Source organism: Brevundimonas sp. NPDC055311, assembly GCF_053645695.1.
Genome location: NZ_JBSHMV010000001.1, coordinates 544,571 through 568,061 on the forward strand (window position 1 = coordinate 544,571; position 23,491 = coordinate 568,061).

At 67.5% G+C, this 23,491-nt stretch carries 20 protein-coding genes; 9 read left to right on the forward strand and 11 right to left on the reverse strand.

Annotated features, from left to right (window positions below):
• Positions 1-22: 22 nt before the first annotated feature.
• From ACWIDZ_RS02605 to ACWIDZ_RS02615, 3 genes are all read left to right on the forward strand, one after another.
• A complete protein-coding gene (locus ACWIDZ_RS02605) occupies positions 23-1,666 on the forward strand; it encodes a M28 family metallopeptidase (RefSeq protein ID WP_453988372.1) in 1,644 nt (547 codons plus the stop codon).
• 105 nt (positions 1,667-1,771) lie between these two features.
• Complete coding sequence (locus ACWIDZ_RS02610) at positions 1,772-3,376, forward strand: M28 family peptidase (protein WP_453988371.1); 1,605 nt, start codon at positions 1,772-1,774, stop codon at positions 3,374-3,376.
• Positions 3,377-3,592: 216 nt separating this feature from the next.
• Complete coding sequence (locus ACWIDZ_RS02615; protein WP_453988370.1) at positions 3,593-3,907, forward strand: hypothetical protein; 315 nt, start codon at positions 3,593-3,595, stop codon at positions 3,905-3,907.
• A gap of 72 nt (positions 3,908-3,979) precedes the next feature.
• Here the strand turns inward: ACWIDZ_RS02615 and ACWIDZ_RS02620 are convergent, their stop codons facing one another.
• From ACWIDZ_RS02620 to petA, 3 genes are read right to left on the reverse strand one after another with little or no spacing between them, the layout of a single operon-like run.
• Complete coding sequence (locus tag ACWIDZ_RS02620) at positions 3,980-4,855, reverse strand: cytochrome c1 (protein ID WP_453988715.1); 876 nt, start codon at positions 4,853-4,855, stop codon at positions 3,980-3,982.
• 5 nt (positions 4,856-4,860) lie between these two features.
• Entirely contained in the window at positions 4,861-6,159 is a 1,299-nt protein-coding gene (locus tag ACWIDZ_RS02625) for a cytochrome b (RefSeq protein ID WP_291776280.1), read from the reverse strand.
• A gap of 17 nt (positions 6,160-6,176) precedes the next feature.
• Entirely contained in the window at positions 6,177-6,731 is a 555-nt protein-coding gene (gene petA / locus ACWIDZ_RS02630; RefSeq protein ID WP_291776282.1) for a ubiquinol-cytochrome c reductase iron-sulfur subunit, read from the reverse strand.
• 196 nt (positions 6,732-6,927) lie between these two features.
• On the opposite strand from petA, the gene ACWIDZ_RS02635 reads away from it, so the two are divergent.
• On the forward strand, positions 6,928-7,383 hold the full coding sequence (locus ACWIDZ_RS02635; RefSeq protein ID WP_453988369.1) for a tRNA (cytidine(34)-2'-O)-methyltransferase: 456 nt from the start codon (positions 6,928-6,930) through the stop codon (positions 7,381-7,383).
• 31 nt (positions 7,384-7,414) lie between these two features.
• Here the strand turns inward: ACWIDZ_RS02635 and ACWIDZ_RS02640 are convergent, their stop codons facing one another.
• Entirely contained in the window at positions 7,415-8,701 is a 1,287-nt protein-coding gene (locus ACWIDZ_RS02640; protein WP_346487831.1) for a dipeptidase, read from the reverse strand.
• Between the two features lie 265 nt (positions 8,702-8,966).
• On the opposite strand from ACWIDZ_RS02640, the gene hemF reads away from it, so the two are divergent.
• Positions 8,967-9,821, forward strand: coding sequence for an oxygen-dependent coproporphyrinogen oxidase (gene hemF / locus ACWIDZ_RS02645; RefSeq protein WP_453988714.1), 855 nt, complete (start codon positions 8,967-8,969; stop codon positions 9,819-9,821).
• Between the two features lie 10 nt (positions 9,822-9,831).
• Here hemF and ACWIDZ_RS02650 read toward each other — a convergent pair whose 3' ends face one another.
• On the reverse strand, positions 9,832-12,303 hold the full coding sequence (locus ACWIDZ_RS02650; protein WP_453988368.1) for an ATP-binding protein: 2,472 nt from the start codon (positions 12,301-12,303) through the stop codon (positions 9,832-9,834).
• A 115-nt stretch (positions 12,304-12,418) separates the two neighbouring features.
• The gene (locus ACWIDZ_RS02655) at positions 12,419-13,117 is read right to left on the reverse strand and encodes a glutamine amidotransferase-related protein (RefSeq protein WP_291776294.1); all 699 of its coding nucleotides are present in this window, start codon (positions 13,115-13,117) and stop codon (positions 12,419-12,421) included.
• Between the two features lie 87 nt (positions 13,118-13,204).
• On the opposite strand from ACWIDZ_RS02655, the gene ACWIDZ_RS02660 reads away from it, so the two are divergent.
• Positions 13,205-13,540 (forward strand): antibiotic biosynthesis monooxygenase family protein, encoded by a 336-nt coding sequence (locus tag ACWIDZ_RS02660; RefSeq protein WP_452111448.1) that lies wholly within the window; start codon positions 13,205-13,207, stop codon positions 13,538-13,540.
• Here ACWIDZ_RS02660 and rlmJ read toward each other — a convergent pair.
• Positions 13,537-14,358 (reverse strand): 23S rRNA (adenine(2030)-N(6))-methyltransferase RlmJ, encoded by an 822-nt coding sequence (rlmJ, locus tag ACWIDZ_RS02665; RefSeq protein WP_453988367.1) that lies wholly within the window; start codon positions 14,356-14,358, stop codon positions 13,537-13,539. The genes ACWIDZ_RS02660 and rlmJ overlap by 4 nt on opposite strands.
• Before the next feature lie 75 nt (positions 14,359-14,433).
• Here rlmJ and ACWIDZ_RS02670 point away from each other — a divergent pair, with 75 nt between their 5' ends.
• Positions 14,434-14,715 carry a hypothetical protein gene (locus tag ACWIDZ_RS02670; protein WP_453988366.1) on the forward strand — a complete coding sequence of 94 codons (282 nt, stop codon included), beginning with the start codon at positions 14,434-14,436 and terminating at the stop codon, positions 14,713-14,715.
• 73 nt (positions 14,716-14,788) lie between these two features.
• Here ACWIDZ_RS02670 and tdh read toward each other — a convergent pair whose 3' ends face one another.
• Genes tdh through ACWIDZ_RS02690 form a run of 4 tightly spaced genes read right to left on the reverse strand, consistent with a single transcriptional unit; the run spans position 14,789 to position 18,271 of the window.
• Positions 14,789-15,835 carry an L-threonine 3-dehydrogenase gene (gene tdh, locus ACWIDZ_RS02675; protein ID WP_430824120.1) on the reverse strand — a complete coding sequence of 349 codons (1,047 nt, stop codon included), beginning with the start codon at positions 15,833-15,835 and terminating at the stop codon, positions 14,789-14,791.
• Positions 15,836-15,839: 4 nt separating this feature from the next.
• A complete protein-coding gene (locus ACWIDZ_RS02680; protein WP_346487837.1) occupies positions 15,840-16,139 on the reverse strand; it encodes a barstar family protein in 300 nt (99 codons plus the stop codon).
• Positions 16,140-16,150: 11 nt separating this feature from the next.
• Complete coding sequence (locus ACWIDZ_RS02685) at positions 16,151-17,353, reverse strand: glycine C-acetyltransferase (protein ID WP_453988365.1); 1,203 nt, start codon at positions 17,351-17,353, stop codon at positions 16,151-16,153.
• A gap of 39 nt (positions 17,354-17,392) precedes the next feature.
• A complete protein-coding gene (locus tag ACWIDZ_RS02690) occupies positions 17,393-18,271 on the reverse strand; it encodes a DUF4232 domain-containing protein (RefSeq protein WP_343831207.1) in 879 nt (292 codons plus the stop codon).
• Between the two features lie 143 nt (positions 18,272-18,414).
• Here ACWIDZ_RS02690 and ACWIDZ_RS02695 point away from each other — a divergent pair, with 143 nt between their 5' ends.
• Positions 18,415-20,541: a TonB-dependent receptor domain-containing protein gene (locus ACWIDZ_RS02695; RefSeq protein WP_453988364.1), complete on the forward strand. Its 2,127-nt coding sequence runs from the start codon at positions 18,415-18,417 to the stop codon at positions 20,539-20,541.
• 233 nt (positions 20,542-20,774) lie between these two features.
• Positions 20,775-23,486 (forward strand): TonB-dependent receptor, encoded by a 2,712-nt coding sequence (locus tag ACWIDZ_RS02700; RefSeq protein ID WP_453988363.1) that lies wholly within the window; start codon positions 20,775-20,777, stop codon positions 23,484-23,486.
• The last annotated feature ends 5 nt before the right edge of the window (positions 23,487-23,491 follow it).

Here is a 23,491-nt window from a genome sequence, read left to right on the forward strand (position 1 = left end):
ATTCTCCGAGAGGTGAGACTGTATGCGTCTTTCAACGTCCATCGCCGTTCTGGCGTTCGCCGCCTCGCTGGCCGGCGGCGCCGTCGCCCAGACCGCGCCCGCCTTCGACGCCGCGCGCATTTCCGAGGACATCCGCGTCCTGTCGGACGACAGCTTCGAGGGTCGCGGCATCGCCACCCCGGCCGAGCAGAAGGTCATTGACTATCTGAGCCGCCAGTATGCGGCGGCAGGCTTCGCGCCGGGCGGCGAGAACGGCGGCTGGACCCAGGCCGTCGGCCTGAACCGCTTCACCGTCTCCAACGTCTCGGGCCAGCTGAAGCTGGGCGACTGGAGCCAGCCGCTGACGCAGGGCCAGGAAGTCACCATGACGACCCGCCTGCCTTCCGACGGCGTTGATCTGAAGGACAAGCCGCTGGTCTTCGTCGGCTACGGCATCAGCGCGCCCGAGCGTCAGTGGAACGACTTCAAGACCGACGTGCGCGGCAAGGTGATCGTCGTCCTGGTCAACGACGCCGACTTCGAAGACCCGTCGCTGAACACCTTCGGGGGTGAGGCCATGACCTATTACGGCCGCTGGACCTACAAGTATGAAGAAGCCGCCCGTCAGGGCGCGGCGGGCGTGCTCATCGTCCACGAGACCAAGCCCGCCTCCTACGGCTGGACCACGGTCGCCAACTCCTGGGGCGTGCCGCAGTTCGATATCGTTCGCGCCGATCCGTCGGCCGAGCGCGTCGCCATGGAAGGCTGGATCCAGCGTGATCTGGCCGTCGACCTGTTCCGCCGCGCGGGTCTCGACTTCGAGCAGGAGAAGATCAAGGCGCGCAGCCGCGACTTCCAGCCCGTCGAACTGACCGGCGCGACCCTCGACGCCCGCATGGACGTGAAGTCCGAACGCATCGTCACCCACAACGTCGTGGCCAAGCTGGAAGGCTCGACCCACCCGGACGAGACCATCCTCTACACCGGCCACTGGGACCACATCGGCATGGGCGAGCCGGACGCCAACGGCGACCGCATCTTCAACGGCGCCATCGACAACGCCTCGGGCACGGCGGCCCTGCTGGAGATGGCGCGCCAATGGTCGGCCGGACCGCGGCCGGAGCGCACCATCGTCATGATCAGCTTCACCGGCGAGGAAAGCGGCCTGCTGGGTTCGGAATTCTACGCCGCCAACCCGCTGTACCCGGTGGAGAAGACCGTCGGCGGCTTCAACATCGACTCGGCCGCCGTCTTCGGTCGGATGAACAAGCTGGGCGTGACCGGCTACGGCCATTCGGAACTGGACGAGCCGGTGATCGCGGCAGCCGCGGCGCAAGGGCGCGGCTTCGTCGGCGACGCCGGGGCGGCGGCGGGCATCTACTTCCGCTCCGACCACTTCCCGCTCGCCAAGAAGGGCGTGCCGATGGCCTATCTGTCCTCGACGGGCGAGTTCGTCGACGCCCCGATCGAGCCGCGTCTGGCGCGCGCCGCCGACTATCGCGCCAACCGCTATCACCAGGCGGCGGACGAGTGGGAATCCGACTGGGACTATTCCGGCATGCTCCAGGACCTGGAGATCATGTTCAAGGTCGGTCAGGATCTGGCCAACAGCCGCGACTGGCCGGAATGGAAGTCCGGCTCGGAGTTCGGCCCGGAACGCGCCAAGAGCGCCGCTCAGCGCCGCTGATCCGGCCCATCGGTCGAACATGACGAAAATGTAAGGGGCGGCCTCGCAAGGGGCCGCCCTAAGACTATAGGGAACGGCCTCGTGGGGAAGGCCGAAGGAAACGCCATGCACCATCGCTTCATTCGCAGCGTCGCCGCCGCCGCGCTGATCCTCGTCGCGGGCGCCGCCTCGGCCCAGGACTTCTCGGCCCAGCGCCTGTCCGACGAGATCCGCGTCATCAGCGCTGACGACTTCCAGGGCCGCTATCCCGGCACGGAGGGGGAGAAGAAGACGCTGGACTGGCTGCAGGCCCAGTATGAAGCCATGGGGCTGGAGCCCGGCGGTCCGAACGGCCAGTGGCTGCAGGTCATCGACCTGAAGCGCCTGACGCCCCAGGGCGAGCCCGCCCTGACCTGGGCCGGAGCGGCCACGACGGGCCGCGCCCTGACCGCCGGAACCGACTTCACCCTGCGGGCGATGAACGATGCGGCCATGGGGCGGGTGATCGACGCGCCCGTCGTTTTCGCAGGCTACGGCATCCATGCCCCCGAGCGGGGCTGGGACGACTACGGCGATCTGGACGTGACCGGCGCGGTCGTCCTGGTCGTGGCGGGCGAGCCGGACGGCGAGCTGTTCAACGGCCCCTACGCCACCACCTATCAGTCCGCCGCCTATAAGGCCGACGAGGCCAGGCGGCGCGGCGCTGTGGCCGTTCTGACGATCGTCGACGGCGATGCCGGTTCGGCCGCCTGGCGGCGCGAGACCGCCGGCGCCGGACGCACGCGCACCCTGACGCCCGGCTCGGCCGAACTGACCCTCAGCGGCGCCGTCAACCGCGACGTCGCCGCCGAAATGGGCGTAGACTTGGCGTCGCTGAAGGCCCGCCTCGAGACCGGCGACTTCCGCGCCTTCGCGCTGGAGACGCGGATCACCGCTTCGGCTCAGGAATCGATCGAAATCCTGCGCACCCACAATCTGCTGGCGCGCATCACCGGGACCGAGCGCCCGAACGAAGTCGTCATCTATTCCGCCCACTGGGACCATGTCGGCGTCAATGAAAACACGGCGGGCGACGACAAGGTGTTCAACGGCGCCTGGGACAACGCATCGGGCACGGTCGGCGTGGTCGAGATGGCGCGCCAGCTGAAGGCCGCCCCGACGCCGAAGCGCACCCTCGTCTTCGCCCATATGGCGGCCGAGGAGATGGGCCTGCTGGGCGCCTACGCCTATGTCGCCGATCCGGTCTATCCGCTGGAGACGACGGTGGCCGACATCAACATCGACATGCTGCCTCTCAGCGGCCCGACCCGCGACGTGCCCATCTTCGGCAAGGGCCAGAACAGCCTCGAGGACGACCTGCAGGCCCTGGCTGAACAGGAAGGCCGCTACGTCTCCGACGACGGCCAGCCGGAACAGAATTTCTACTATCGCTCCGACCACTTCCCCTTCGCGCGCGCGGGCGTGCCGGCCCTGATGCCCTGGCACGGGGTGGATTGGGTCGAGGGCGGCCGCGAGGCGGGTCTGGCGGCCTGGAAAGCCAAGTTCGGCGCCGACTATCATCGCCCCAGCGACGAGTGGTCGGCCGACTGGGATCTGCGCTCGGCGGTCGAGAACCTGACCCTGCTCTATCGCCTGGGCCTGGACCTCGCCAACGGCGACGAATGGCCGACCTGGAAGCCGACCTCCGAATTCGGCCAGGTCCGCGACCGCAGCGCGGCGGCCCGGCGTTAACGCATCAAAAGGCAGGGCGGCAACGCTCTCGCCTGTCCGCACGTTGAGCCAGGGATGAAGCGCTCTTCGCCCCCCTTGCTTGTCGTGCTGGCGACCTTGCTGACGGCCTGCGACCCGCCGGGACAGGTCAACCCGCCCACAGAGCCGGCCCAGCCCATACAGGGTCCGGGGACTTCGGCGCCTCCGCCACAGCGCCCACCGGGGATGGAGCCGCTTATGCGCGGCGCCGGCGCGACCAGCTTCATCGGCCGTTGGGTGCCCACGGCCGAAACTTGCGCCCAGCCCGGCGATCAGGCCGCGCTTCAGATCACCACCACTGATCTGCACGGACGGGGACTGCGCTGCGTCATCGAATCCATCGACGAGCGCGGCCAGGGCTACGACGCCCTTCTCGACTGCGAGACGGAAAGCGGGCGCTCCTCCCGACAAGTCCGGTTCGAGGCGACGAACGAGACGCTGCGGCTGATCCGCCTCGACAGACCCGACGAAGCGCCCCAGCGCCTGATCCGCTGCACCGCCCTCGCCCGCTGACGCGGACGCCGTCCATGAAAAAACCCGCCGGATCGCTCCGGCGGGTCGTTTCGTCTGCAAGGAGAGGACGCCTTAGTGGGCGACGCCCTTCCAGATGCGGCGGTAGCTGGCGTAGGTCACGCCCGCGAAGGCCAGAAGGAAGATCAGCACGCCGAAGCCCATCTGCTTGCGCTCGACCATCTTCGGCTCGGACGTCCAGGCGATGAAGGCCGCGACGTCCTTGGACATCTGATCCACCGTCGCCTCGGTGCCGTCGTCATAGGTGACCTGGCCCGCGCTCAACGGCGGCGGCATGGCGATGAAGCCGCCGGGCGGAACATGGCCCTCGCCCGTCCAGAACGGGGTCATGTCCCCGGCCATATAGGGGTTGTAGTGCTGGGTCTCGGTCATCTTCAGGCCCGCCGGCGGGGCCGAATAGCCCGACAGCAGCGAGTAGATATAGTTGGCGCCGTCGTGACGGGCCTTGGCCATGACCGACAGGTCCGGCGGCATGGCGCCGCCGTTGGCCGCAGCGGCCGCCGTCGGGTTCGGATAGGGGTTGGGGAAGCGGTCGGCCGTGGTGGCGTCGCGCATCAGGGCCTCACCCGTCTCCGAGTCGATGTCGGCGACCTGGATCTCCTTGGCCAGAGCCTTCACGACAGGATTGTCGTTCGGGTTCGGATACTTCGGATTCCAGAACGGGCCGTCCTTGTCGCCCAGGTTGCGGAAGTGCATCAGGTCCATGCCGTGGCAGGAGGCGCAGACCTCGCGATAGACCTTGTAGCCGCGTTGCAGCTGGCCCTGATCGAAGGTGCCGAACGGCCCGGCGAAGCTGAAGCCGCCGTCGCGCGGATGCTTGGCGCTCCCGGCGGCCATCGCCGGTGCGGCGATGGCGACCAGGCCGACAGCGGCCGTCACGGAGACGAGGATCTTGCGGAAGGACACGGTCTTTTTCTCGTTGCTCATCATCGCGCTCACGCCTTCTCGGCTGCGGTCGACGGGAGCACGGGCTCCGAGATCGTCGCCGGGATCGGCAGCGGCTTCTCACGCAGGCCGATGACCGGCATCAGCACCAGGAAGAAGACGAAGTAGTAGGCCGTCAGGAAACGCGTCAGCCACAGGTAGGAGTTCAGGTCGCCGTCGATCAGGGTGAAGGTCTTGAAGCTGCCGATCACCGGAGCGTCGGGCAGCTGCGCGCCGCACCAGCCCAGGCCGAAGCAGACGAACAGGAAAATGATGAAGAAGGTCTTCATCGTCGGGCGGTAGCGCATGGAGCGCACCTTGGACGTGTCCAGCCACGGCAGGACGAACAGCACCCCGATCGCCGCGAACATGGCCACCACGCCGCCGAACTTGTCGGGGATGGCGCGCAGGATCGCGTAGAAGGGCAGCATGTACCACTCAGGCACGATGTGCGCCGGGGTCTGCAGCGGGTTGGCCGGAATGTAGTTGTCGGCGTGGCCCAGGGCGTTCGGGTTGTAGAAGACGAAGACTGCGAACAGGATCAGGAACAGGATGATTGCGAAGCCGTCCTTGACCGTGAAGTACGGGTGGAAGGGCAGCATGTCCTTCTTGGCGCGGTCCTTCGGGATCAGGATGCCGACCGGGTTGTTCTGACCGGCGGCGTGCAGGGCCCACAGGTGCAGCACCACGCAGCCGGCGATGACGAACGGCAGCAGGTAGTGCAGCGAGAAGAAGCGGTTCAGCGTCGCGTTGTCGATCGCCGGGCCGCCGCGCAGCCAGATCAGGATCGGCTCGCCGACGACCGGAATGGCGCCGATCAGGTTGGTGATCACCTCAGCGCCCCAGAAGGACATCTGGCCCCACGGCAGGACATAGCCGAGGAAGGCGGTGGCGATCATCAGGAAGAAGATGACGCAGCCGACGATCCAGATCATCTCGCGCGGCGCCTTGTAGGAGCCGTAGTAGAGGCCCCGCAGCATGTGCAGATAGACGGCGATGAAGAACATCGACGCGCCGTTGGCGTGCACGTAGCGGATCAGCCAGCCGCCGTTCACGTCGCGCATGATGCGCTCGACCGAGGCAAAGGCCATGTCGACGTGCGGGGTGTAGTGCATGGCCAGGACGATGCCGGTGATGATCTGCGTCATCAGGCAGATCGCCAGGATGCCGCCGAAGGTCCACCAGTAGTTCAGGTTCTTCGGGGTCGGCAGGTTCGCATAGTCCATGCCGAAACGGATGATCGGCAGGCGGGTGTCCATCCACCGCTCGACAGCGGTTTTCGGGACGTAAGTGGATTCGTGATCGCTCATGGTTCCTCTGTCCGTCCTCAGCCGATCTTCACGCGGGTGTCGGACATGTATTCGTAGTTCGGCACGATCAGGTTCAGCGGCGCCGGACCCTTACGGATGCGGCCCGAGGCGTCGTAGTGCGAACCGTGGCAGGGGCAGAACCAGCCGCCGTAGTCGCCGGCGTTGAAGGTCGGCACGCAGCCCAGGTGGGTGCACGAGCCGATGACGACGAGATATTTCTCGTGGCCGGCCTTGGTGCGCTCGGCGTCGGTCTGCGGCGGGCTGCCTACGGCGCCCTCGTCGATGACCTTGGTCAGCTCGGCCGGGGTGCGATAGCGCACGAAGACCGGCTTGCCCTGCCACTTGATGACGACCTGCTGACCTTCCTGAACCTTGGTCAGATCGAATTCGATCGACGCCAGGGCCAAGGTATCGGCCGCCGGGTTCATCTGGTTGATCAAGGGCCACGCCACCATCACGCCGGCGCCGGCCGCAGCCGCGCCCGCCGCAATGTGGATGAAGTCGCGGCGAGTGGCGTCGCCACCCCCGTGTTGGCCGTCAGGCCCGTCAGCATTCACGACCGATTCGGCCACGCGTTTCACCTCTGCATCGCCGGCCGCCCGCCCCGACATGGAGCGTCAACCGAATGGAACCCTATCATGCGACGGCAAATCCCTGCCCGTCCGGCCTCGGTTTCGTCCGTCCCAGACAAGTCGCGGAAGCGATTTGCGAAACGGTCGCAACAAAAGCCGCGACAAGGCCCCGCCCCGCGCGTATGAGGGCCTTAGAATGCGTCTCGCCCTTTTTCAACCTGACATCCCCCATAATGTCGGCGCCTGCATCCGTCTGAGCGCCTGTTTCGGCGTGGAATTGCACGTCATCGAGCCCACCAGCTTTAATTTCGACGACCGCGCGATGAAGCGGGCGGCCCTGGATTACGGGCCCTTGTCCCATATGACGCGCCATTCCGACTGGGACGCCTTCCAGCGCGAGCGGGCGCCGGGACGGCTGGTGCTGTTCACCACGCGCGCGGCCGAACCTCTGACGGATTTCGTCTTCCAGCCCGACGACGTCCTGCTGTTCGGCAAGGAGAGCGCCGGTTCGCCCGACTACGTCCACGCGGCGGCGGATGCGCGAATCTTCATTCCGATACGGCCGGAAACCCGGTCGCTGAACCTGTCGGTCAGCGCCGGGATAGGCCTGCATGAGGCGCTAAGGCAGTTGCACTCGCTGCCGATGCGGTAATCCTTCTCCCCTTGTGGGAGAAGGATTCGACCTATTCCGGCGCGCCGTCGTCCGGCAGTTTGGCCAGGTTCGGGCGTTCGGCGCCCTTCGAGGCGGCGACGCGCTCGACGGCGCGCATGACGCGCAGCAGGTTCTCGCCCGAGATCTTGCGGATATCGGCTTCGCTCCACCCCCGGTTCATCAATTCGGCCAACAGGCGCGGATAGCCGTCCACGCCCTCAAGGCCGACCGGCAGGCTGTCCACCCCGTCATAGTCGCCGCCCAGGCCCACATGGTCGATGCCCGCCACGTCGCGGACGTGCTGAATGTGGGCGATGACGTCCTCGATCGTCGCCTTGGGCGCGGGATTGGCCGCAACCCAGGCGTCCACGCCGGCCTTGACCGCCGTCGGATCGCCGGGATTCAGCGCCGTCAGCCGCGTGGTTTCGGCCGCGCGGGCGGCGCCCCAGGCGCGCACCGGTTCGCTGATGAAGCCAGGCACGAAGGTCACCATGACGATGCCGCCGTTGGCCGCCATCTGGCGCAGCACGGCGTCGGGCACGTTGCGCGGATGGGCCGTCACGGCCCGCGCCGAGGAGTGGGAGAAGATCACCGGCGCCTCGGACACCCGGATGGCGTCGACCATGGTGTCCTCGGACACGTGGCTGAGGTCGACCATCATGCCCAGGCGATTCATCTCCTTGACCACCTCCTCGCCGAAGGCGTTCAGCCCGTTCCATTTGGGCGCGTCGGTGCCGCTGTCGGCCCAGGTCGTGCTCTTGGAGTGGGTCAACGTCATGTAGCGAGCGCCCGAATCATAGAATTCGCGCAGCAGCCCCAGGGAGTCGTCGATCGAATAGCCGCCTTCCATGCCGATCAGGCTGGCGATCTTGCCCGCGCGATGGATGCGGACCAGGTCGTCTGCGGTGGTGGCGAGTTCGAAGGTTTCGGGGTGGGCGGCGACGATGCGCTTGACCGTATCGATCTGTTCGAAGGTGGCCTTGGCCGCGTCGACCGGCGCCATGCTGGCGGGAACGTAGACCGACCAGAACTGGCCGCCCACGCCGCCTGCGCGCAGACGCGGGATATCGGTATGCAGGCGCGTCGAGGTCGATAGATTCGCGTTCAGATCAACGCCGTAAGGGTCGTTCCCAAAGCCCTGACGCAGCGCCCACGGCAGGTCGTTGTGGCCATCGACCAGAGGCGTGCGCTTGAGGATCTGCATCACCCGCGCCTCTTGCGGCTGAGTTTGAGCCACGGTCGGTCCGGCCAGGACGGCGACGGAGGCGGCGGCGAGCAGGCTCGCGCGCAGTTTGGCGTTCAGGGCGATGCGGATCATGGTTTCCCCTCCTGGATACTCGGCCCGCTCGGTCGCCCCACGGCGCCGCTTCCTACGGGCGCGGTACGCTGGCACAGCTAAGGCGCTGAGGGAACCATCCGTATACCGCCCCGCAGACCGCCCCTCCGCAGGCCGCCTTGTGATCTGGATCAAGGCCCCCTCGCCCGCGCTGCGGCATCAGGCTCGCATCCGCGCACCTCGCCGGACTGTTCAGAAAGGCCGCGTCATGGTTGAAGCCCTCATGATCCAAGCTGACCCCGCCCTGATGATTGAGCGCCGCGAGCGCGCCCGCGTCTGGTTCGAGACCCTGCGCGACAAGATCCACGCCGGTTTCGAGGCGCTGGAAGACGCCGCCCCCGCCGAACTGTTCGCCGGCGAGGCCGGCCGCTTCGTCCGCACGCCCTGGGATCGCAAGGAAGGCGGCGGCGGGGTCATGGGCATGATGAGCGGCCGCCTGTTCGAAAAGGTCGGCGTCCACTGCTCGACCGTCCACGGAACCTTCCCCGCCGACTACGCCAAGAACGTGCCGGGCGCCGAGGAAGACCCGCGCTTCTACGCCACCGGCATTAGCCTGATCTGCCATCCGGTCAGCCCGCGCGTGCCCGCCGTGCACATGAACACCCGCCTGATCTCGACGACCAAGACCTGGTTCGGCGGCGGCGGCGACCTGACGCCTGTGCTGGATGCGGACCGCCGCGACGACCACCCCGACACCGTCGACTTCCACGCCGCCATGCAGGGCGCCTGCGACGCCTTCGACCCGGCCTGGCACGCCAAATACAAGCAGTGGTGCGACGAGTATTTCTTCCTGCCCCACCGCAATGAGCCGCGCGGCACCGGCGGCATCTTCTACGACCACCACGACAGCGGCGACTGGGAGCGGGACTTCGCCTTCACCCAGGCCGTCGGCGAGGCCTTCCTGAAGGTCTACACGGACATCGTCGCCCGCCGCATGCAGGAGCCCTGGACCGACGCGGAACGCGAGGAACAGCTGATCCGGCGCGGCCGCTATGTGGAGTTCAACCTGCTCTACGACCGCGGCACCATGTTCGGGCTGAAGACCGGCGGCAATGTCGAGTCGATCCTCAGCTCCATGCCGCCCGTGGTGAAGTGGCCCTAAACGCCGAGGTTCAGGCCGAGACCTGATCGTTCGCCCGGTCCAGGGCCTCTGCGACGGCCCTGGTCAGGCCCGCCACGCTCAGCGGCTTGGTCAGATGGCCGTCGGCGCCCGCGCGATGGCTGGCCTCGACATGCTCGCTCATGGCGTTGGCGGTCAGCATCAGGATCGGCGTCGGCTCCGCGCCGATGCGGCGCTCGTGGGCGCGCATCTCGGTCGTGGCGGTCAGTCCGTCCATGACCGGCATCTGCATATCCATCAGCACCAGGTCGAAGCCCCCCTCGCGGAAGGCGGCCAGGGCCTGGGCCCCATCCTCGACCGTCGTCAACTCGACTCCCAACGGTTCGAGCATGACCTCGACTACCTTGCGGTTGGCCGGATGATCATCGGCCAGAAGCACGCGCGGCGCGCCTGCACGTTCCATCGACGGCGGCGGCGCGGCCTGAACCGCCTCGTTCGGCGCCTCGTCTGTCGCCGTCGGCAGGGACAGGTCGAACCAGAAGCGCGCGCCCTCGCCCGGCGGAGAATCGCAGTCGAGCTCCCCGCCCATCAGCCGGACCAGATCGTCTGAAATCGCCAGCCCAAGCCCGCTGCCGCCGAAACGGCGGGTGATGGAGCCGTCCTCCTGCTGGAAGCGATGAAAGATGCGCGACTTGAACTCGGCGTCAAAGCCGATGCCCGTGTCGAGGACCGTGAAGCGCACGCGGTCCCCCTCTGTCCGGGCGACCTTCAACGTCACGCTGCCTTCCTGGGTGAATTTCAGCGCGTTGCTGACGAGATTGGTCAGCACCTGGCGCAGGCGCACGGCGTCGCCGAGCACCCGGCGCGGCAAGGCTGGATCATACTCCAGCCGCAGCTCCACCCCCTTGCCCATGGCCAGCGGCGCCCACAGTGCGGAGACGTCACGCGACGCCTCCTCAAGGTCGAAGGGCGCAGGCTCGATCGTCACCTTGCCCGACTCGATGCGGGCGACGTCCAGAATGTCCGAGAGCAATCGCTCCAGGGTGACGCCGGACGACCGGATGATGTTCACCAGCTCCCGGTCCTGCTCGCGCAGATCGCGCCCGGCCAAGGCTTCGGCCATCGCCACCACGCCGTTGAGCGGCGTCCGGATCTCGTGGCTCATATTGGCCAAGAACTCGCTCTTTGCGCGGTTCGCGGCCTCGGCGTGGAGTTGGGCCTCCTTCAGCCGACGAGACTGCCGCCTCTGCCAGAACACCACCAGAAGGACCGACACGGCGAAGGCGAGGCTTATGCCCAGGATCCAATTCTGTCCCCGGATCACTGCGTGTTGCAGCTGGGTGTTGGCGCGGGCCGTCTCCAACTGACGTCGCCGCTCGGCCAACTGCTCCTGCATATCGCCCGTCACCTGATGAATGCCCGCGCTGAATCGCAGAGACAGGTGCAGGTCGCGCTGACGCTGATACTCGCGCAGAACGTCAAAGGCTTCGGCCGCCCGGCCGGAAGCAAACAGAAGCTCGGCCTCAAGCAGGCGTTCGGTCGGATCGACTCCGCCGTTCGGAGCCAACTCTCGCAGACGCTCCAGGTCGCTGCGCGCGCCCGCCAGATCGCCCAGCCGCGCGCGCGCCACGCCCCTGGCCGGCAGGATGTCGAGCGCCAGGAAGGCCTTGCCGTCGATCAGCGCTTCGTGCGGGGCCAGGCAGTCCAGCACTCCGCGCGAATCCCGCCGCGCATCGGCGAGGAAGGCGCACAGGGCGGCGTCATAGGCGCTGAGGCTTTCCAGGTTCGCGCGCTGGCTGAGCCGATGATGGGCCGCATAGTAAAGTTCCGCGTTCGACAGGTCCCCCACCTGAAGCGCCATCCGCGTCAGATTATAGAGGCTGTCGAAGTCGGGACGCGGATAGTCGGGATTGGAATCGTCGATCTCGAAACGGCGGAAGGCCGCCGCCGCTCCAGCCACGTCGCTCAGCTTCATCAGGCCCATGCCGGTCATTTCCCAGACCCCCGCGCGCGCAGTGGCGGCATAGGGGTCATGCACCGGGATCTCGCTTTCGGCCGTGGTCAGCAGTCGTAGGCCTTCGCCGATGCGGTCCTGATCCATCAGGGCCAGGGCGCTCAAGCGGGCCGCATGAGCCATGACGAACCAGTCGCGGCTCGTCCGCGCCGTGTGCGCCATCTCCTTCTCGACCGCCAGATCGCCCTGGTCGTAGCGGATGGTCAGGGCGTTCAGCCGCGCAATGGCCAGGTAGCGTTGGTCGTTCTGGGCCCGCGCCTGGGCCTCCAGGCGATTGTTCCAGAGGGTCGCCTCTTCGAAGTCCCCCTGGTTCAGAACCGTCCACGCGACGTGATAGAGCCGGTTCAGCCCCTCGCGGTCGCGCCGCTTCATGGCCTCCAGGCCAAAGGCCTCCAGCGCCGCGAAATTCGTGCGGGCGGCTCTCTGCTCCACGGCGCGGGCCAGCTCCGCAGCCTGGCCGACGCCGGCCATGGCGGGCGCGGCCGTCGCCAGTACGGCGACAGCGATCAAGGGCGCACGGAGAAGGGGCACGAGACGTACGGGGGCCATCCCCCCGACTCTAGACCTGCGGAAGTTGCCTAAGGCTTAGCGCCGTTCGATGAAGCGCGCCTCGCCAGGACCCCGTTCAAGCCGAAACGCCGAGGTAGGCCCGAATCCAGTCGGCCAGCACAGCGCGGTCGTTCGGCTGGGCCAAGCTGGCGTGGGCCTGATCGACCAGGGCGTCGTCGATGCGTCCCCGCCGACCTTCGGTCAGACGGGCGGCGAAGGCCGGGTCGAACTCGGGATGGCACTGGAAGCTGATGGCGTCCTGCCCCCAGGCCAGGCCCGCATAGGGGGTGAACTCGCTGGCGATCAGCACGCGTGCGTCCGCAGGCGCGGCCACGACCTGATCCTGGTGCGATGCCGGAATGGCGATGGTCGACGCCGCCGGCGTCATCCAGGCTTCGTCGCTCAGAACGTCATAGCGGTGCAGGCCGACGCCCCAGCCCTTGTCGGACTTCTCGACCCGGCCGCCGAAGGCGTGGGCCAGAATCTGGTGGCCGAAGCAGACGCCCACCAGCCGCGTCTTGCCCCGCGCGTCGCGCAGCCAGGCGGACAGGGGCGCGATCCACGGCAGATCCTCATAGACGCCCGCCGCCGACCCGGTGACGATCGTCCCGGCGAAGGCCGACGGGTCTTCCGGCAGTTCCCCCGCCTGAACGTCGAATCGATGGGTGGTTGCGCCCTCGCCCAGCATGGCCCGGAACTGGGCGGTGTAGTCGCCGAACGCCTCGGCCAGAGGGGCGGGCGGACGACCGGTTTCGAGGATGGCGATGGCGGTCATGAAATCCACTTGATCGACGAGGGAGGAAGAAGCGTCAGCCCCTCGATTGCGGTAGAAGGAAGGCGAAAGCAATGAGACGAACCGCCCATGCCCTCTTCAGCCGAAATCCAGGCCGATGCGCCGCCTGAAGACCCGATCGTCCTGATCAATGTCTTCAAGTGCAACGCGCCCCATCTGGACGAATTGATGGAGCATCTGGCCGCTCTTGTGCGCATCCAGACCACCCTGCCCGGCTTCGTCTCCGCCACCCTGCATCGCGGACTGAACGGGCGGGTCGCCGCCAATCACGCCGTCTGGGCCAGCGCCGGCGCCTGGAAGGCCATGACGCGCCACCCTCAGGTCGTTGCGGCCATGGGGCCGATCCTGGCCATCGCCACCTTCGAGCCTCACCTCTACGAACCGGGCGAGGTCATCCAGGCCTAACCTGCGCGCCAGACCTCGGCCCGGCCGCCGGGATCGCCCAGCGCCTGAACCGTCCAGCCGCAGATTTCAGCCGCCGCCGCATCGGCGCCCGAAGGCGCGTTGACGATCGTCATGGCACAGCCGTTCATCTTCATCGGATTGTTCAGCGGGCGCAGCCGCGCCTCGGCGACCAGCACCCGCGAAAGCCCCGCCTGCTCCAGCCGCCGGATAAAGCCGTCGAAGGTCTCGAGATCCTTCAACGGCGTCCAGATCGCCACACAGGCCGTCCCATCGGCGCCCAGAACGGCCGCCGCCGTCTCGGCCGAGCGGACATAGTCGTCGGGCCGCTCGAACGGCGGATCGATCAGCACCAGCGGCGCCTTCAGCCCCCGCGCCGCGCGCACCGCCTCCTCATAGCCGTCGCCCGCCTGTCCCGTCGCATTGGGCCACGGCGCCAGCGCCTCCTGCAGCAAGGCCTCGACCGGCGGGTTCAGCTCGAAGCCGCGATAGGAATCCTCAGCCCTCAAGGCCCGCGCCGTCAGCACCGGCGAGCCGGGATAGAACCGCACTCCGCCCTGCGGGTTCAGCGCCGCAACCTCAGCCGCCAGCGCCTCGATCAGCGGCGGCCGCGCCTCGGCGGTCATCAACCGCGCCACTCCGGCCTCGGCCTCACGCGAGCGGACCGCATCGCCCGACAGGTCATACAGACCCGCCCCTGCATGGGTGTCCAGCACGCTCACAGGCCCGCGCGCCTGCCGTTCCTTCAACAGCCACAGCACAAGGGCGTGTTTGACCAGATCCGCGAAATTTCCGGCGTGAAAGCTATGACGATAATTCATGGCCGCTCGTCCCCCGCCCCCGTCATCAGGTCAAGTCGTATAAGAGGGGACGACGCCCCGGCTTCCGGATACGCCATGCTGATCGACCATCCCGTTCTCTCCGACGATGACCGCACGCCCTCTCCGGCCATCGCCGAAACGGCGCAGGACGGTTTGGCCCTGCGCGGACAGCACGGACGCGGCGGCACCGAGGTCGGGGTGCGCCGCGCCGAACAGTTGATGGCGCGAACCCCGCTCAGCGACCGCGACATCAAGTCGATGTACAGCTATTTCGCCCGTCACGATGTGGACAGGCACGGCCGCCATTGGGCCGATCCCATCAAGCCGTCGGCCGGCTATATCGCCTGGCGTCTGTAGGGCGGAGACGAGGCGCGCGACTGGATCAACAGCCTGCGCGCCCGCCTTCGCGAAGTCGGAATTTAGAAGCCGATCAGTCGGCCCAGTTCAGGACGACCTTGCCCGACTTGCCCGACTTCATCGCCTCAAAGCCCGCCTCGAAGTCCTGATACGGCATCTGGTGGGTGATCAGCGGCGACAGATCCAACCCGGCCTTCAGCAGGCCCAGCATCTTGCGCCAGGTCGTGAACATCTCGCGCCCATAGACGCCCTTGATGGTCAGGGCCTTCAGGATGATCGCGCCCCAGTCCGTCTCCATCGGCTTGGAGGGAATGCCCAGCATGGCCATGCCGCCGCCCATGATCAGGGTGTCGACGCACTGTTTGAAGGCGATCGGCGAACCTGACATCTCCAGCGCCACGTCAAAGCCGACCTTCAGGCCCAGCTCGTGCATGACGTCGCGCAGGTCTTCCTTGGTGGTGTTCACGGCGCGGATGCCGGGCGCAACCTTCTGCGCAAGTTCCAGGCGGAAGTCGTTGATATCCGTGAGAACCACAGTGCGCGCGCCCGCATGACGCGCCACGGCGGCGGCCATCATGCCGATGGGGCCTGCCCCGGTGACGATGACGTCCTCACCCAACAGATCGAACTGCTGCGCCGTGTGCACGGCGTTGCCGAACGGGTCGAGGATCGAGCCGATCTCATACGGCACCTCGTCCGGCAGCTCGATGACGTTGAAGGCCGGGGCCACGACGTATTCGGCGAATGCGCCCTGACGGTTCACACCGATGCCGCGCGTGTCGGGGTCCAGATGGAAGTGGCCGGCGCGAGCCGCTTCGGAGTTCAGGTCGATGACGTGGCCCTCGGCCGAGACGCGCTGGCCGACCTTCAGGCGGCGATCCACGTCCTTGCCGATGGCGACGATCTCGCCCGCGAACTCATGCCCGGTGATCATCGGCACGGGCACGTTCTTCTGGGACCACTCGTCCCAGTTCCAGATGTGGATGTCTGTGCCGCAGACGGCGGTGCGATGCACCTTGATCAGCACGTCCTCATCACCCGCGACGGGAATGGGCGCGTCGATCAGCTCCAGCCCCTCGGCCGGCTTCGTCTTGGCCAGAGCCTTCATCATGTCCGCCATCAGCCTACTCCCTGAACTCTGTTGTCGCGCCCTTGCACAGGCGCAGTTTGAAGCCTGATTTCGGCGCTTCCTCGGCATCGCGCAAGACGCCGACGACAATGCCGAAGTCCGCCCCCATCGCCTCGGCCGAAGCCTCCGCATGGATCCAGCGGATCGTCAGCGGTCCCGGCAGAACCGCCAGCACCAGATCGAACAGTGCGTCGAGATTGCGCCCGAACCAGTCAGGCACGCCCTCGATCCGCTCGATCTGCGCATAGAAGTCGTCACGGCTGCGGATACGGCGACCGTCCAGCACGACCTCCATGCCCGCCTCCGTCAGATAACACCCAGCTCCTTGCCCGCCTGGGTGAAGGCGGCCACGGCGGCGTCAATCTGCTCGAACGTATGCGCCGCCGACATCTGGGTGCGGATGCGGGCCTGGCCGCGCGGCACCACCGGGAATGAGAAGCCGATGACATAGACGTCCAGTTCCAGCAGGCGCGCCGCCATGTCCTGCGCCAGCTTGGCGTCGCCCAGCATGACCGGGATGATCGGGTGCTCGCCCGGAAGCAGGTCGAAGCCCGCCGCCGCCATGGCCGAACGGAAACGCGCCGCATTGGCGAACAACTGAGCGCGCAGCTTGTCGCCCTCATCTCCCGCAGCGATGCGGATGGCCTCCAGCGACGACCCGCAGACGGACGGCGCCAGAGCATTCGAGAACAGATAGGGCCGCGCGCGCTGCTTCAGCAGTTCCACGACATTCCTGCGGGCGCAGATGAAGCCGCCCATCGCCCCGCCCAGCGCCTTGCCGAAGGTGCCGGTGACGAAGTCCACCTCGACGCCGCAATGGGCGAACGAGCCCTTGCCCTTGTCGCCCAGGAAGCCGGTCGCGTGGCAGTCGTCGACCATGATCAGGGCCTGATACTGGTCGGCCAGGGCGCGGATCTGGTCGATCTTGCCGATGTAGCCGTCCATCGAGAAAGCGCCGTCGGTCGCGATGATGATGTTGCGGGCGCCGGCGGCGCGCGCCTCCTTCAGCTTGGCCTCCAGATCGGCCATGTCCGAATTGGCGAAGCGATAGCGCTGGGCCTTCGACAGGCGCACCCCGTCGATGATCGATGCGTGGTTCAGGCTGTCCGAGACGATGGCGTCCTCGGCCCCGAACAGCGGCTCGAAGATGCCGCCGTTGGCGTCGAAGGCGGCGGCGAACAGGATGGCGTCCTCAAAGCCGAGGTAGTCGGCGATGGCGCGCTCCAGCTCCTTGTGGATTTCCAGCGTGCCGCAGATGAAGCGGACCGAGGCCGTGCCCGCGCCCCACTTCTCCTGCGCCTTGATCCCGGCCTGTGTGACGCGCTCGTCGCCCGCCAGGCCCAGATAGTTGTTGGCGCAGAAGTTCAGCACGTCGCGGCCGTTGACGGAGATCACCGGCCCCTGGCGCGAAGCGATGACGCGCTCGGGCTTGGTCAGCCCCTGGGCGTCGATATCGGCCAGCTCGGCGGAGACGCGGTCATAGAAGGCCTGGTTCGTATCTTGGGTCATGTTTGCTCCGCTACGCTGAATTCGAGCAGGTTTGAACCCCTAGTTTGCGGCGACCGAGGCAGGCTGCGCCGAACCATCGAGGACGGGCCGCAGGGGACTGACCTCAACCTGCCCGCCGCAGGGCGTGAAGGCCAGCGGCAGGGCGATCGCCGTCGTCGCGCCCGGCGCCGTCACGCGCACGGTCTTGGCCGAAGGACAGGTCGTCTCGCCCTTGTCCTCGTGCGGGATGACGGTCCAGGCCAGGTCGAACCAGGCGGCTTGCTGCGGACGAATTTCGACCGGCGTCGGGGCGCGGCCCTGGGCGAAATAATTGCCCGGCGCCTGCACGGCCCGAACGCTGGTCAGCAGCTTGCCCTCGTCGTCCAGCAGGCTGACGGACGGATAGCCGGTCACGGTGCAGGCGTCGGCGCCGGTGTTCCGCAGCGCCAGGGTAGTGAGGCGATGCCCCATGCCGGCGTCGCCGCCCTCGACCGCCAGGCGAAGGTTTTCGGCGGCGCAGGGCGCGCCCGACGGCGGCGGGGCCACGGCGGCGACCGGACGGCTGCAGCGCTCGACGATGACGCCGCCCGCCTGATCCCCCTGGCCTGCGCGGCTCAGCGTGCCGCTCTCCGTCTCGCCCCGGCTGGCCGTCCACCACTCCAGCCCCTGGCCTGCGTAACGGGCGCCGCTCGCGGAAACCACGCTGGTCAGGACATAGTCCTTGCCTTCGTAAGACAGGCGGGCGGTCTGGGCGTCGGGATAGGCGACGGCGATCGTCTTGCCGCTCTCACAGGCGTAGCCCACGGCGGCGGCGCTCTGAGCGACCGGCGCCTCGATCGGCGAAGTCGGTTCGGCTGGTTTCTGCTGAGAGCAACCGGCGGCCAGCAGCCCGAACCCGGCGGTCACGGCGATGGCTTGGAACGTGGCGGATCTGGTCATGGCGGCCCCCTTGAAGCAGCGACCCTGCTGCAACGTCGCGGGCTTGTGAAGGCTCCCCCAGGACGAAATCGTCAAGGGAGCGGTTGCGTAATGATATACTATAACATATCAAGCCTCACATCATTGTAACGGGGATGCGTGACATGCGATTTCGGACCTTCCTGCTGACCGCCGCGGGGGCGGCGGCGCTGACCAGCCTGGGCGCCGCTGCGCCCGCTTTCGCTGAGGACGCCGTGCAGCGTCAGTCGCAGGGCGACCCGCACGATCACGCCGCCCGCGACGCCGGCGCCTATGAGGTGGACGAGGTCGTGGTGCGCGCCCTGCCCCTGGGCCGCGCAGGCGACGACGTCGGTTCGCACGTCGCCCTGCTGAGCGGCGATGATCTGGTCCATCGGCGCCAATCGACCCTGGGCGACACCCTGAACAGCATTCCCGGCGTCAACTCCGACACCTTCGGCGGCGGCGCCAGCCGCCCGGTGGTGCGCGGCCAGACCTCGCCCCGCGTCAAGGTGCTGAGCGAGGGCGCGGGCCTGATGGACGCCTCCGAAGTCTCGCCCGACCACGCCGTGTCCGGCGAACCCCTGCTGCTGGAAGGGGTCGAGATCCTGCGCGGCCCGGCGGCCCTGCTCTACGGCGGCGGGGCCATCGGCGGCGCGGTCAACCTGCTGGACAAGAAGATCCCGACCCGCGTCCCGGCGAACGGCGGCGAGGGCGTGGCCGAATACCGTCGCGGCTCGGTCGACAACGAGGAAGCCGGCGTGGTCGGCATGACGGTGGGCGCCGGCAACTTCGCCGTCCGCGTCGAGGCGGCGGCGCGCAAGTCGGACGACTACAAGGTTCCCGGCTGGGACGAACCGCGCCTGGACGGCTCCTACAACGAGACCTCGACGGCGACGCTGGGCGCCTCCTGGATCGGGTCGCGCGGCTATCTGGGCGCGGCCTATACGGAACAGACCAGCCGCTATGGTCTGGCCGGTCACAGCCATGAATATGAAGGCTGCCACCCGCACGGCGACCACCTGCACTGCGGCGGCGGCCACGACCACGGTCACGACGACGATCATGGCCATGGCGACGACGATCACGGGCACGAGCATGAGGGCGACCACGACCACGCCGCCCCCGAGGTCCGCCTGAAGAGCCGCCGCGTCGACCTGCGCGGCGAACTGCGCGACCCGCTGCCGGGCATCGAGAACGTGCGCCTGCGCGCCGGCTACACCGACTATGAGCACAGCGAGCTCGAGGAAGGCGTCGTCTCGACCACCTTCACCAACAAGGGCTACGACGGCCGCATCGAGGCCCAGCACCGCGAGATCGCGGGCTTCCGCGGCGTGGTCGGCCTGCAACTGAGCAAGAGCGACTTCGCCGCCGTCGGCGAGGAGAGCTTCCTGGCGCCCAGCACGACCAAGAACACCGGCCTGTTCGTGATGGAGGAATACGAGATCGGCCTGTGGCACCTGGAAGGCGCCCTGCGTCAGGAATGGCAGGAGGCCTCGGCCATCGGCCTGCCCGACGTCGAACACAAGCCCTTCTCCATCTCCGGTTCGGCGGTGTGGCACTTCACCCCCGGCTGGTCGGGCGCCGTGTCGCTGTCGCGTTCGCAGCGCGCGCCCTCGGCCCAGGAGCTGTACGCCGACGGCGTCCACCTGGCGACCAACACCTATGAGATCGGCGACTCCAATCTGGACGTCGAGACGGCCAATTCGATCGAGCTGACCCTGCGCAAGACCGAAGGCTCCCTGACCGGCTCGGTCAGCGCCTACCACTACGTCTATGACGACTACATCTTCGCCCGGACGCTGGATCAGTACGAGGACTTCCGCCTGATCCGCTACAGCCAGGCCGACGCGACCTTCACCGGCATCGAGGGCGAGCTGACGCAACAGTTCACCCCGTGGCTGTCAGGCACGGTCTTCGGCGACTACGTCCAGGGCGAGTTGAAGGGCGACGGCGGGAACCTGCCCCGCATCCCGGCGGCGCGGGCGGGCGTGCGCCTGGCCGCCTTCCAGGGACCGTGGTCGGGCGACGTCGAATACAGCCGCACCTTCAAGCAGACCGACATCGCCGCCTTCGAAACGGAGACGCCGGGCTACGACATGGTCAACGCCACCGTGGCCTATGACGTCGATCTGGGGCCGGTGCGCTCGCAGATCTTCCTGCGCGGGACCAATCTGCTGGATGAGACGGCGTTCAACCACGCCTCCTTCCTGGCCGAGACGGCGCCCCTGCGCGGGCGCAACCTGACGGTGGGCGTGCGCGCCCGCTTCTAGGTTTCTTCGCCGCTGCAAAAAACGAGGGACGGGATCCGACGGATTCCGTCCCTTCGTGCGTTGGAGTCTTGTCGGTTCGGACAGGACTAAGCCCCTTATTACAGGAGTTTAATCCTGCAGAGCGAAGGCGCCCCTTTTCGGCGCACATCGTTCTTTACTCGAAGCGATGCGATCGACGAGACAGGGCGTCGAGCGCGAGCGTGCCTACTCCCCGGTTGTCTTTAGGACTCGACATGTCGCCAGTCGCCTTGCTGTTCGCCCTCGCCTCCCTGTCCCCTGCCGACACGGCGGCGGCCGTTCCGACGCAATCCACGCCCGCCCAGACCGCGACCCCCGTGCCGCAGGAAGAGATCGACGCGGACGCCTACGATCTGGGCACGCTGGAGGTCGTCACTACCGCCCGTCGCGGCGCGGCCCTGGGCGATTATGAACCTGAACTGACCCTCGACGAGGAGCAGATCAAGGCCTACGGGGCCAGCAGCATCGAAGAGCTGATGACCCTGCTGGAGCCAGTGACGCGCAGCTCGCGCGGCGGCTCGCCGGTCTTCCTGGTCAACGGGCGGCGCATCTCGGGCTTCCGCGAGATTCGCGGCATCCCGCCGGAGGCCATCGAGCGCACCGAGATCCTGCCCGAGGAAACCGCCCTCTCCTATGGCTACAGCGCCGACCAGCGGGTCGTGAACTTCGTGCTGAAGGCCGACTTCCGCTCCGTCACCATGCAGGCCACCGCCCGCCGTCCCGACCAGGGCGGCCGCACTATGACCGACCTGGAAAGCAACGTCTTGCGCATCTCGGGCAAGCAGCGCTGGACGCTGGATCTGGAATACGAGCGCGACACCCCCCTGTTCGAGACCGAGCGCAACATCGTCCGCGACGGGACGCCCTATGATCTGATGGGCAACGTCACGTCGCCCGGCGGCGGCGAGATCGACCCCGCCCTGTCGGCCCTGCTGGGCCAGAGCGTCACGACGGCCTCGGTCGGCGCGGGTGCAGCGGGCGGCGCCGCCCTGTCCGACTTCGGCGTCGGACCCCGCACCGACGACCTGACCGCCTATCGCACCTTGTCGCCCAAGCGTGAGAACAGCTCCATCTCCGGCTCCCTGGTGCGCGACCTGAACCAGACCATGTCGCTGACGCTCAGCGGCGAGTTGGAGGATACCTCCAGCTTCTCCTACCTGGGCCTGCCAGGCCTCAGCCTGGCCCTGCCCTCGGCCAGCCCCTATTCGCCCTTCGCCAGCGACGTGCTGCTGCACCGCTATGTCGATGCACCCGGCGCGCTTGGACGGCAGACCGACACCCTGTCCGGCCAGCTGGGCTTCCTGGTCGACGGCTATCTGGGCGACTGGCGCTGGACGGTGAACGGCGGCTACGACCGCACCGAGACCAAGACCCGCACCGGCCGCGGCCTCAACAACGACGCCCTGCAGGCGGGCGTGACGGCCGGGACCATCGACCCGTTCGGCGACCTGGGCCAGTTGCCGGCCAATCCGTTCGACACCGCGCGCTCCATCTCCAGCAAGTCCAGCATCGAGGGCGTCATCAACGGCACGGCCTGGGAAGGCCCGGCCGGATCGCTGACCTCGACCTTCAAGGTCGGCTTCGACAGCCAGTCGCTGGACTCCGAGAATCTGCGCTTCTCCGAGGCAGAGCAGGCCAGCGTCTTCTCCGAACGCTCCCTGTCGCGCGACCGCACCAGCGCCTCCGGGAACTTCAACCTGCCCATCGCCAACCGCGACCGCGAGGTGCTGGGCGCGCTCGGTAACCTGTCGGCCAATCTGAACCTGGCCTACGAAGATCTCTCTGACTTCGGCGGCCTGTCGGCCTATACCGTCGGGCTGAACTGGTCGCCGTGGGAGCCGGTCAACTTCACCGCCAGCTGGGCCGACGAGCAGAAGGCACCGTCGATGTCGCAGCTGAACGACCCGACGATCTCGACCCCGAACGTGCCCGTCTACGACTTCGCTACCGGCCAGTCAGTCAACATCGTCCGCATTGAGGGCGGCAACCCCAACCTGTCCGAGGAGACCAAGCGCGTCCTGAAATTCGGCGTCAACCTGACCCCGCTGAAGGACAAGGATCTGCGCTTCACGGCCAACTACACCCGGACCGAGACGGAAGGCTCCATCGCCTCCTTCCCGACCATCACGCCGGAACTGGAAGCCGCCCTGCCCGAGCGCTTCACGCGCGACCTGGACGGCAATCTGGTGTCGATCGACGCCCGGCCGCTGAACTTCCAGAAGGCCGAGCAACAGGAAATCCGCTGGGGCCTGAACTTCTCGACCGCCTTCGGCAAGCCGGATCCGGCGGCCATGGCGCGCATGAACGCGCGCAGCGGCGGCGGCCAACGCGGACCGGGCGGCCCCGGCGGCGGTCCGGGCGCCGGCGGACCGCCTCCCGGCGGCGGGATGCGAATGCAGGGCGGCGGCGGACGCGGTCGTGGCGGCGGCATGATGCCGGGCCAGGGGCGGTTCAACGTCTCGCTGTATCACACCTATCGGATCCAGGATGAGATCACGATCCGTGACGGCTTGCCGGTGCTCGACCTGCTGGACGGCGCCGCCATCGGCGCGCGCGGCGGTCAGTCCCGCAACGAGGTCCAGCTGCAGATGGGCGCCTTCAAGAGCGGCATGGGCGGCTTCCTGAACGCCAACTGGAAAGAGTCCACCCGCATCAACGGCGGCTCCTCGCCGGACGACGACCTGAGCTTCTCCGACCTGACGACGGTGAACCTGAACCTGTTCGCCGACCTGTCGTCGCACGAGAACTGGGTGTCGCGCTATCCGTGGCTGAAGGGGGCCCGCGTCAGCGTCGGCGTCGAGAATATCTTCGACCAGCGGCTGGAGGTCCGCGACGGCCTGGGGAACACGCCGCTGTCGTATCAGCCCGACTACCTCGATCCGTTGGGCCGCACGTTCAGGATCAGCCTGCGGAAGATCCTGTACTGATCAAT

Coding starts and splice junctions, on each gene's coding strand:
- ACWIDZ_RS02605 (WP_453988372.1), top strand. CDS start 23: ATGCGTCTTTCAACGTCCATCGCCGTTCTGGCGTTCGCCGCCTCGCTG.
- ACWIDZ_RS02610 (WP_453988371.1), top strand. CDS start 1,772: ATGCACCATCGCTTCATTCGCAGCGTCGCCGCCGCCGCGCTGATCCTC.
- ACWIDZ_RS02615 (WP_453988370.1), top strand. CDS start 3,593: ATGCGCGGCGCCGGCGCGACCAGCTTCATCGGCCGTTGGGTGCCCACG.
- ACWIDZ_RS02620 (WP_453988715.1), bottom strand. CDS start 4,855: ATGATGAGCAACGAGAAAAAGACCGTGTCCTTCCGCAAGATCCTCGTC.
- ACWIDZ_RS02625 (WP_291776280.1), bottom strand. CDS start 6,159: ATGAGCGATCACGAATCCACTTACGTCCCGAAAACCGCTGTCGAGCGG.
- ACWIDZ_RS02635 (WP_453988369.1), top strand. CDS start 6,928: ATGCGTCTCGCCCTTTTTCAACCTGACATCCCCCATAATGTCGGCGCC.
- ACWIDZ_RS02640 (WP_346487831.1), bottom strand. CDS start 8,701: ATGATCCGCATCGCCCTGAACGCCAAACTGCGCGCGAGCCTGCTCGCC.
- hemF (WP_453988714.1), top strand. CDS start 8,967: ATGATTGAGCGCCGCGAGCGCGCCCGCGTCTGGTTCGAGACCCTGCGC.
- ACWIDZ_RS02655 (WP_291776294.1), bottom strand. CDS start 13,117: ATGACCGCCATCGCCATCCTCGAAACCGGTCGTCCGCCCGCCCCTCTG.
- ACWIDZ_RS02660 (WP_452111448.1), top strand. CDS start 13,205: ATGCCCTCTTCAGCCGAAATCCAGGCCGATGCGCCGCCTGAAGACCCG.
- rlmJ (WP_453988367.1), bottom strand. CDS start 14,358: ATGAATTATCGTCATAGCTTTCACGCCGGAAATTTCGCGGATCTGGTC.
- ACWIDZ_RS02670 (WP_453988366.1), top strand. CDS start 14,434: ATGCTGATCGACCATCCCGTTCTCTCCGACGATGACCGCACGCCCTCT.
- tdh (WP_430824120.1), bottom strand. CDS start 15,835: ATGGCGGACATGATGAAGGCTCTGGCCAAGACGAAGCCGGCCGAGGGG.
- ACWIDZ_RS02680 (WP_346487837.1), bottom strand. CDS start 16,139: ATGGAGGTCGTGCTGGACGGTCGCCGTATCCGCAGCCGTGACGACTTC.
- ACWIDZ_RS02685 (WP_453988365.1), bottom strand. CDS start 17,353: ATGACCCAAGATACGAACCAGGCCTTCTATGACCGCGTCTCCGCCGAG.
- ACWIDZ_RS02690 (WP_343831207.1), bottom strand. CDS start 18,271: ATGACCAGATCCGCCACGTTCCAAGCCATCGCCGTGACCGCCGGGTTC.
- ACWIDZ_RS02695 (WP_453988364.1), top strand. CDS start 18,415: ATGCGATTTCGGACCTTCCTGCTGACCGCCGCGGGGGCGGCGGCGCTG.
- ACWIDZ_RS02700 (WP_453988363.1), top strand. CDS start 20,775: ATGTCGCCAGTCGCCTTGCTGTTCGCCCTCGCCTCCCTGTCCCCTGCC.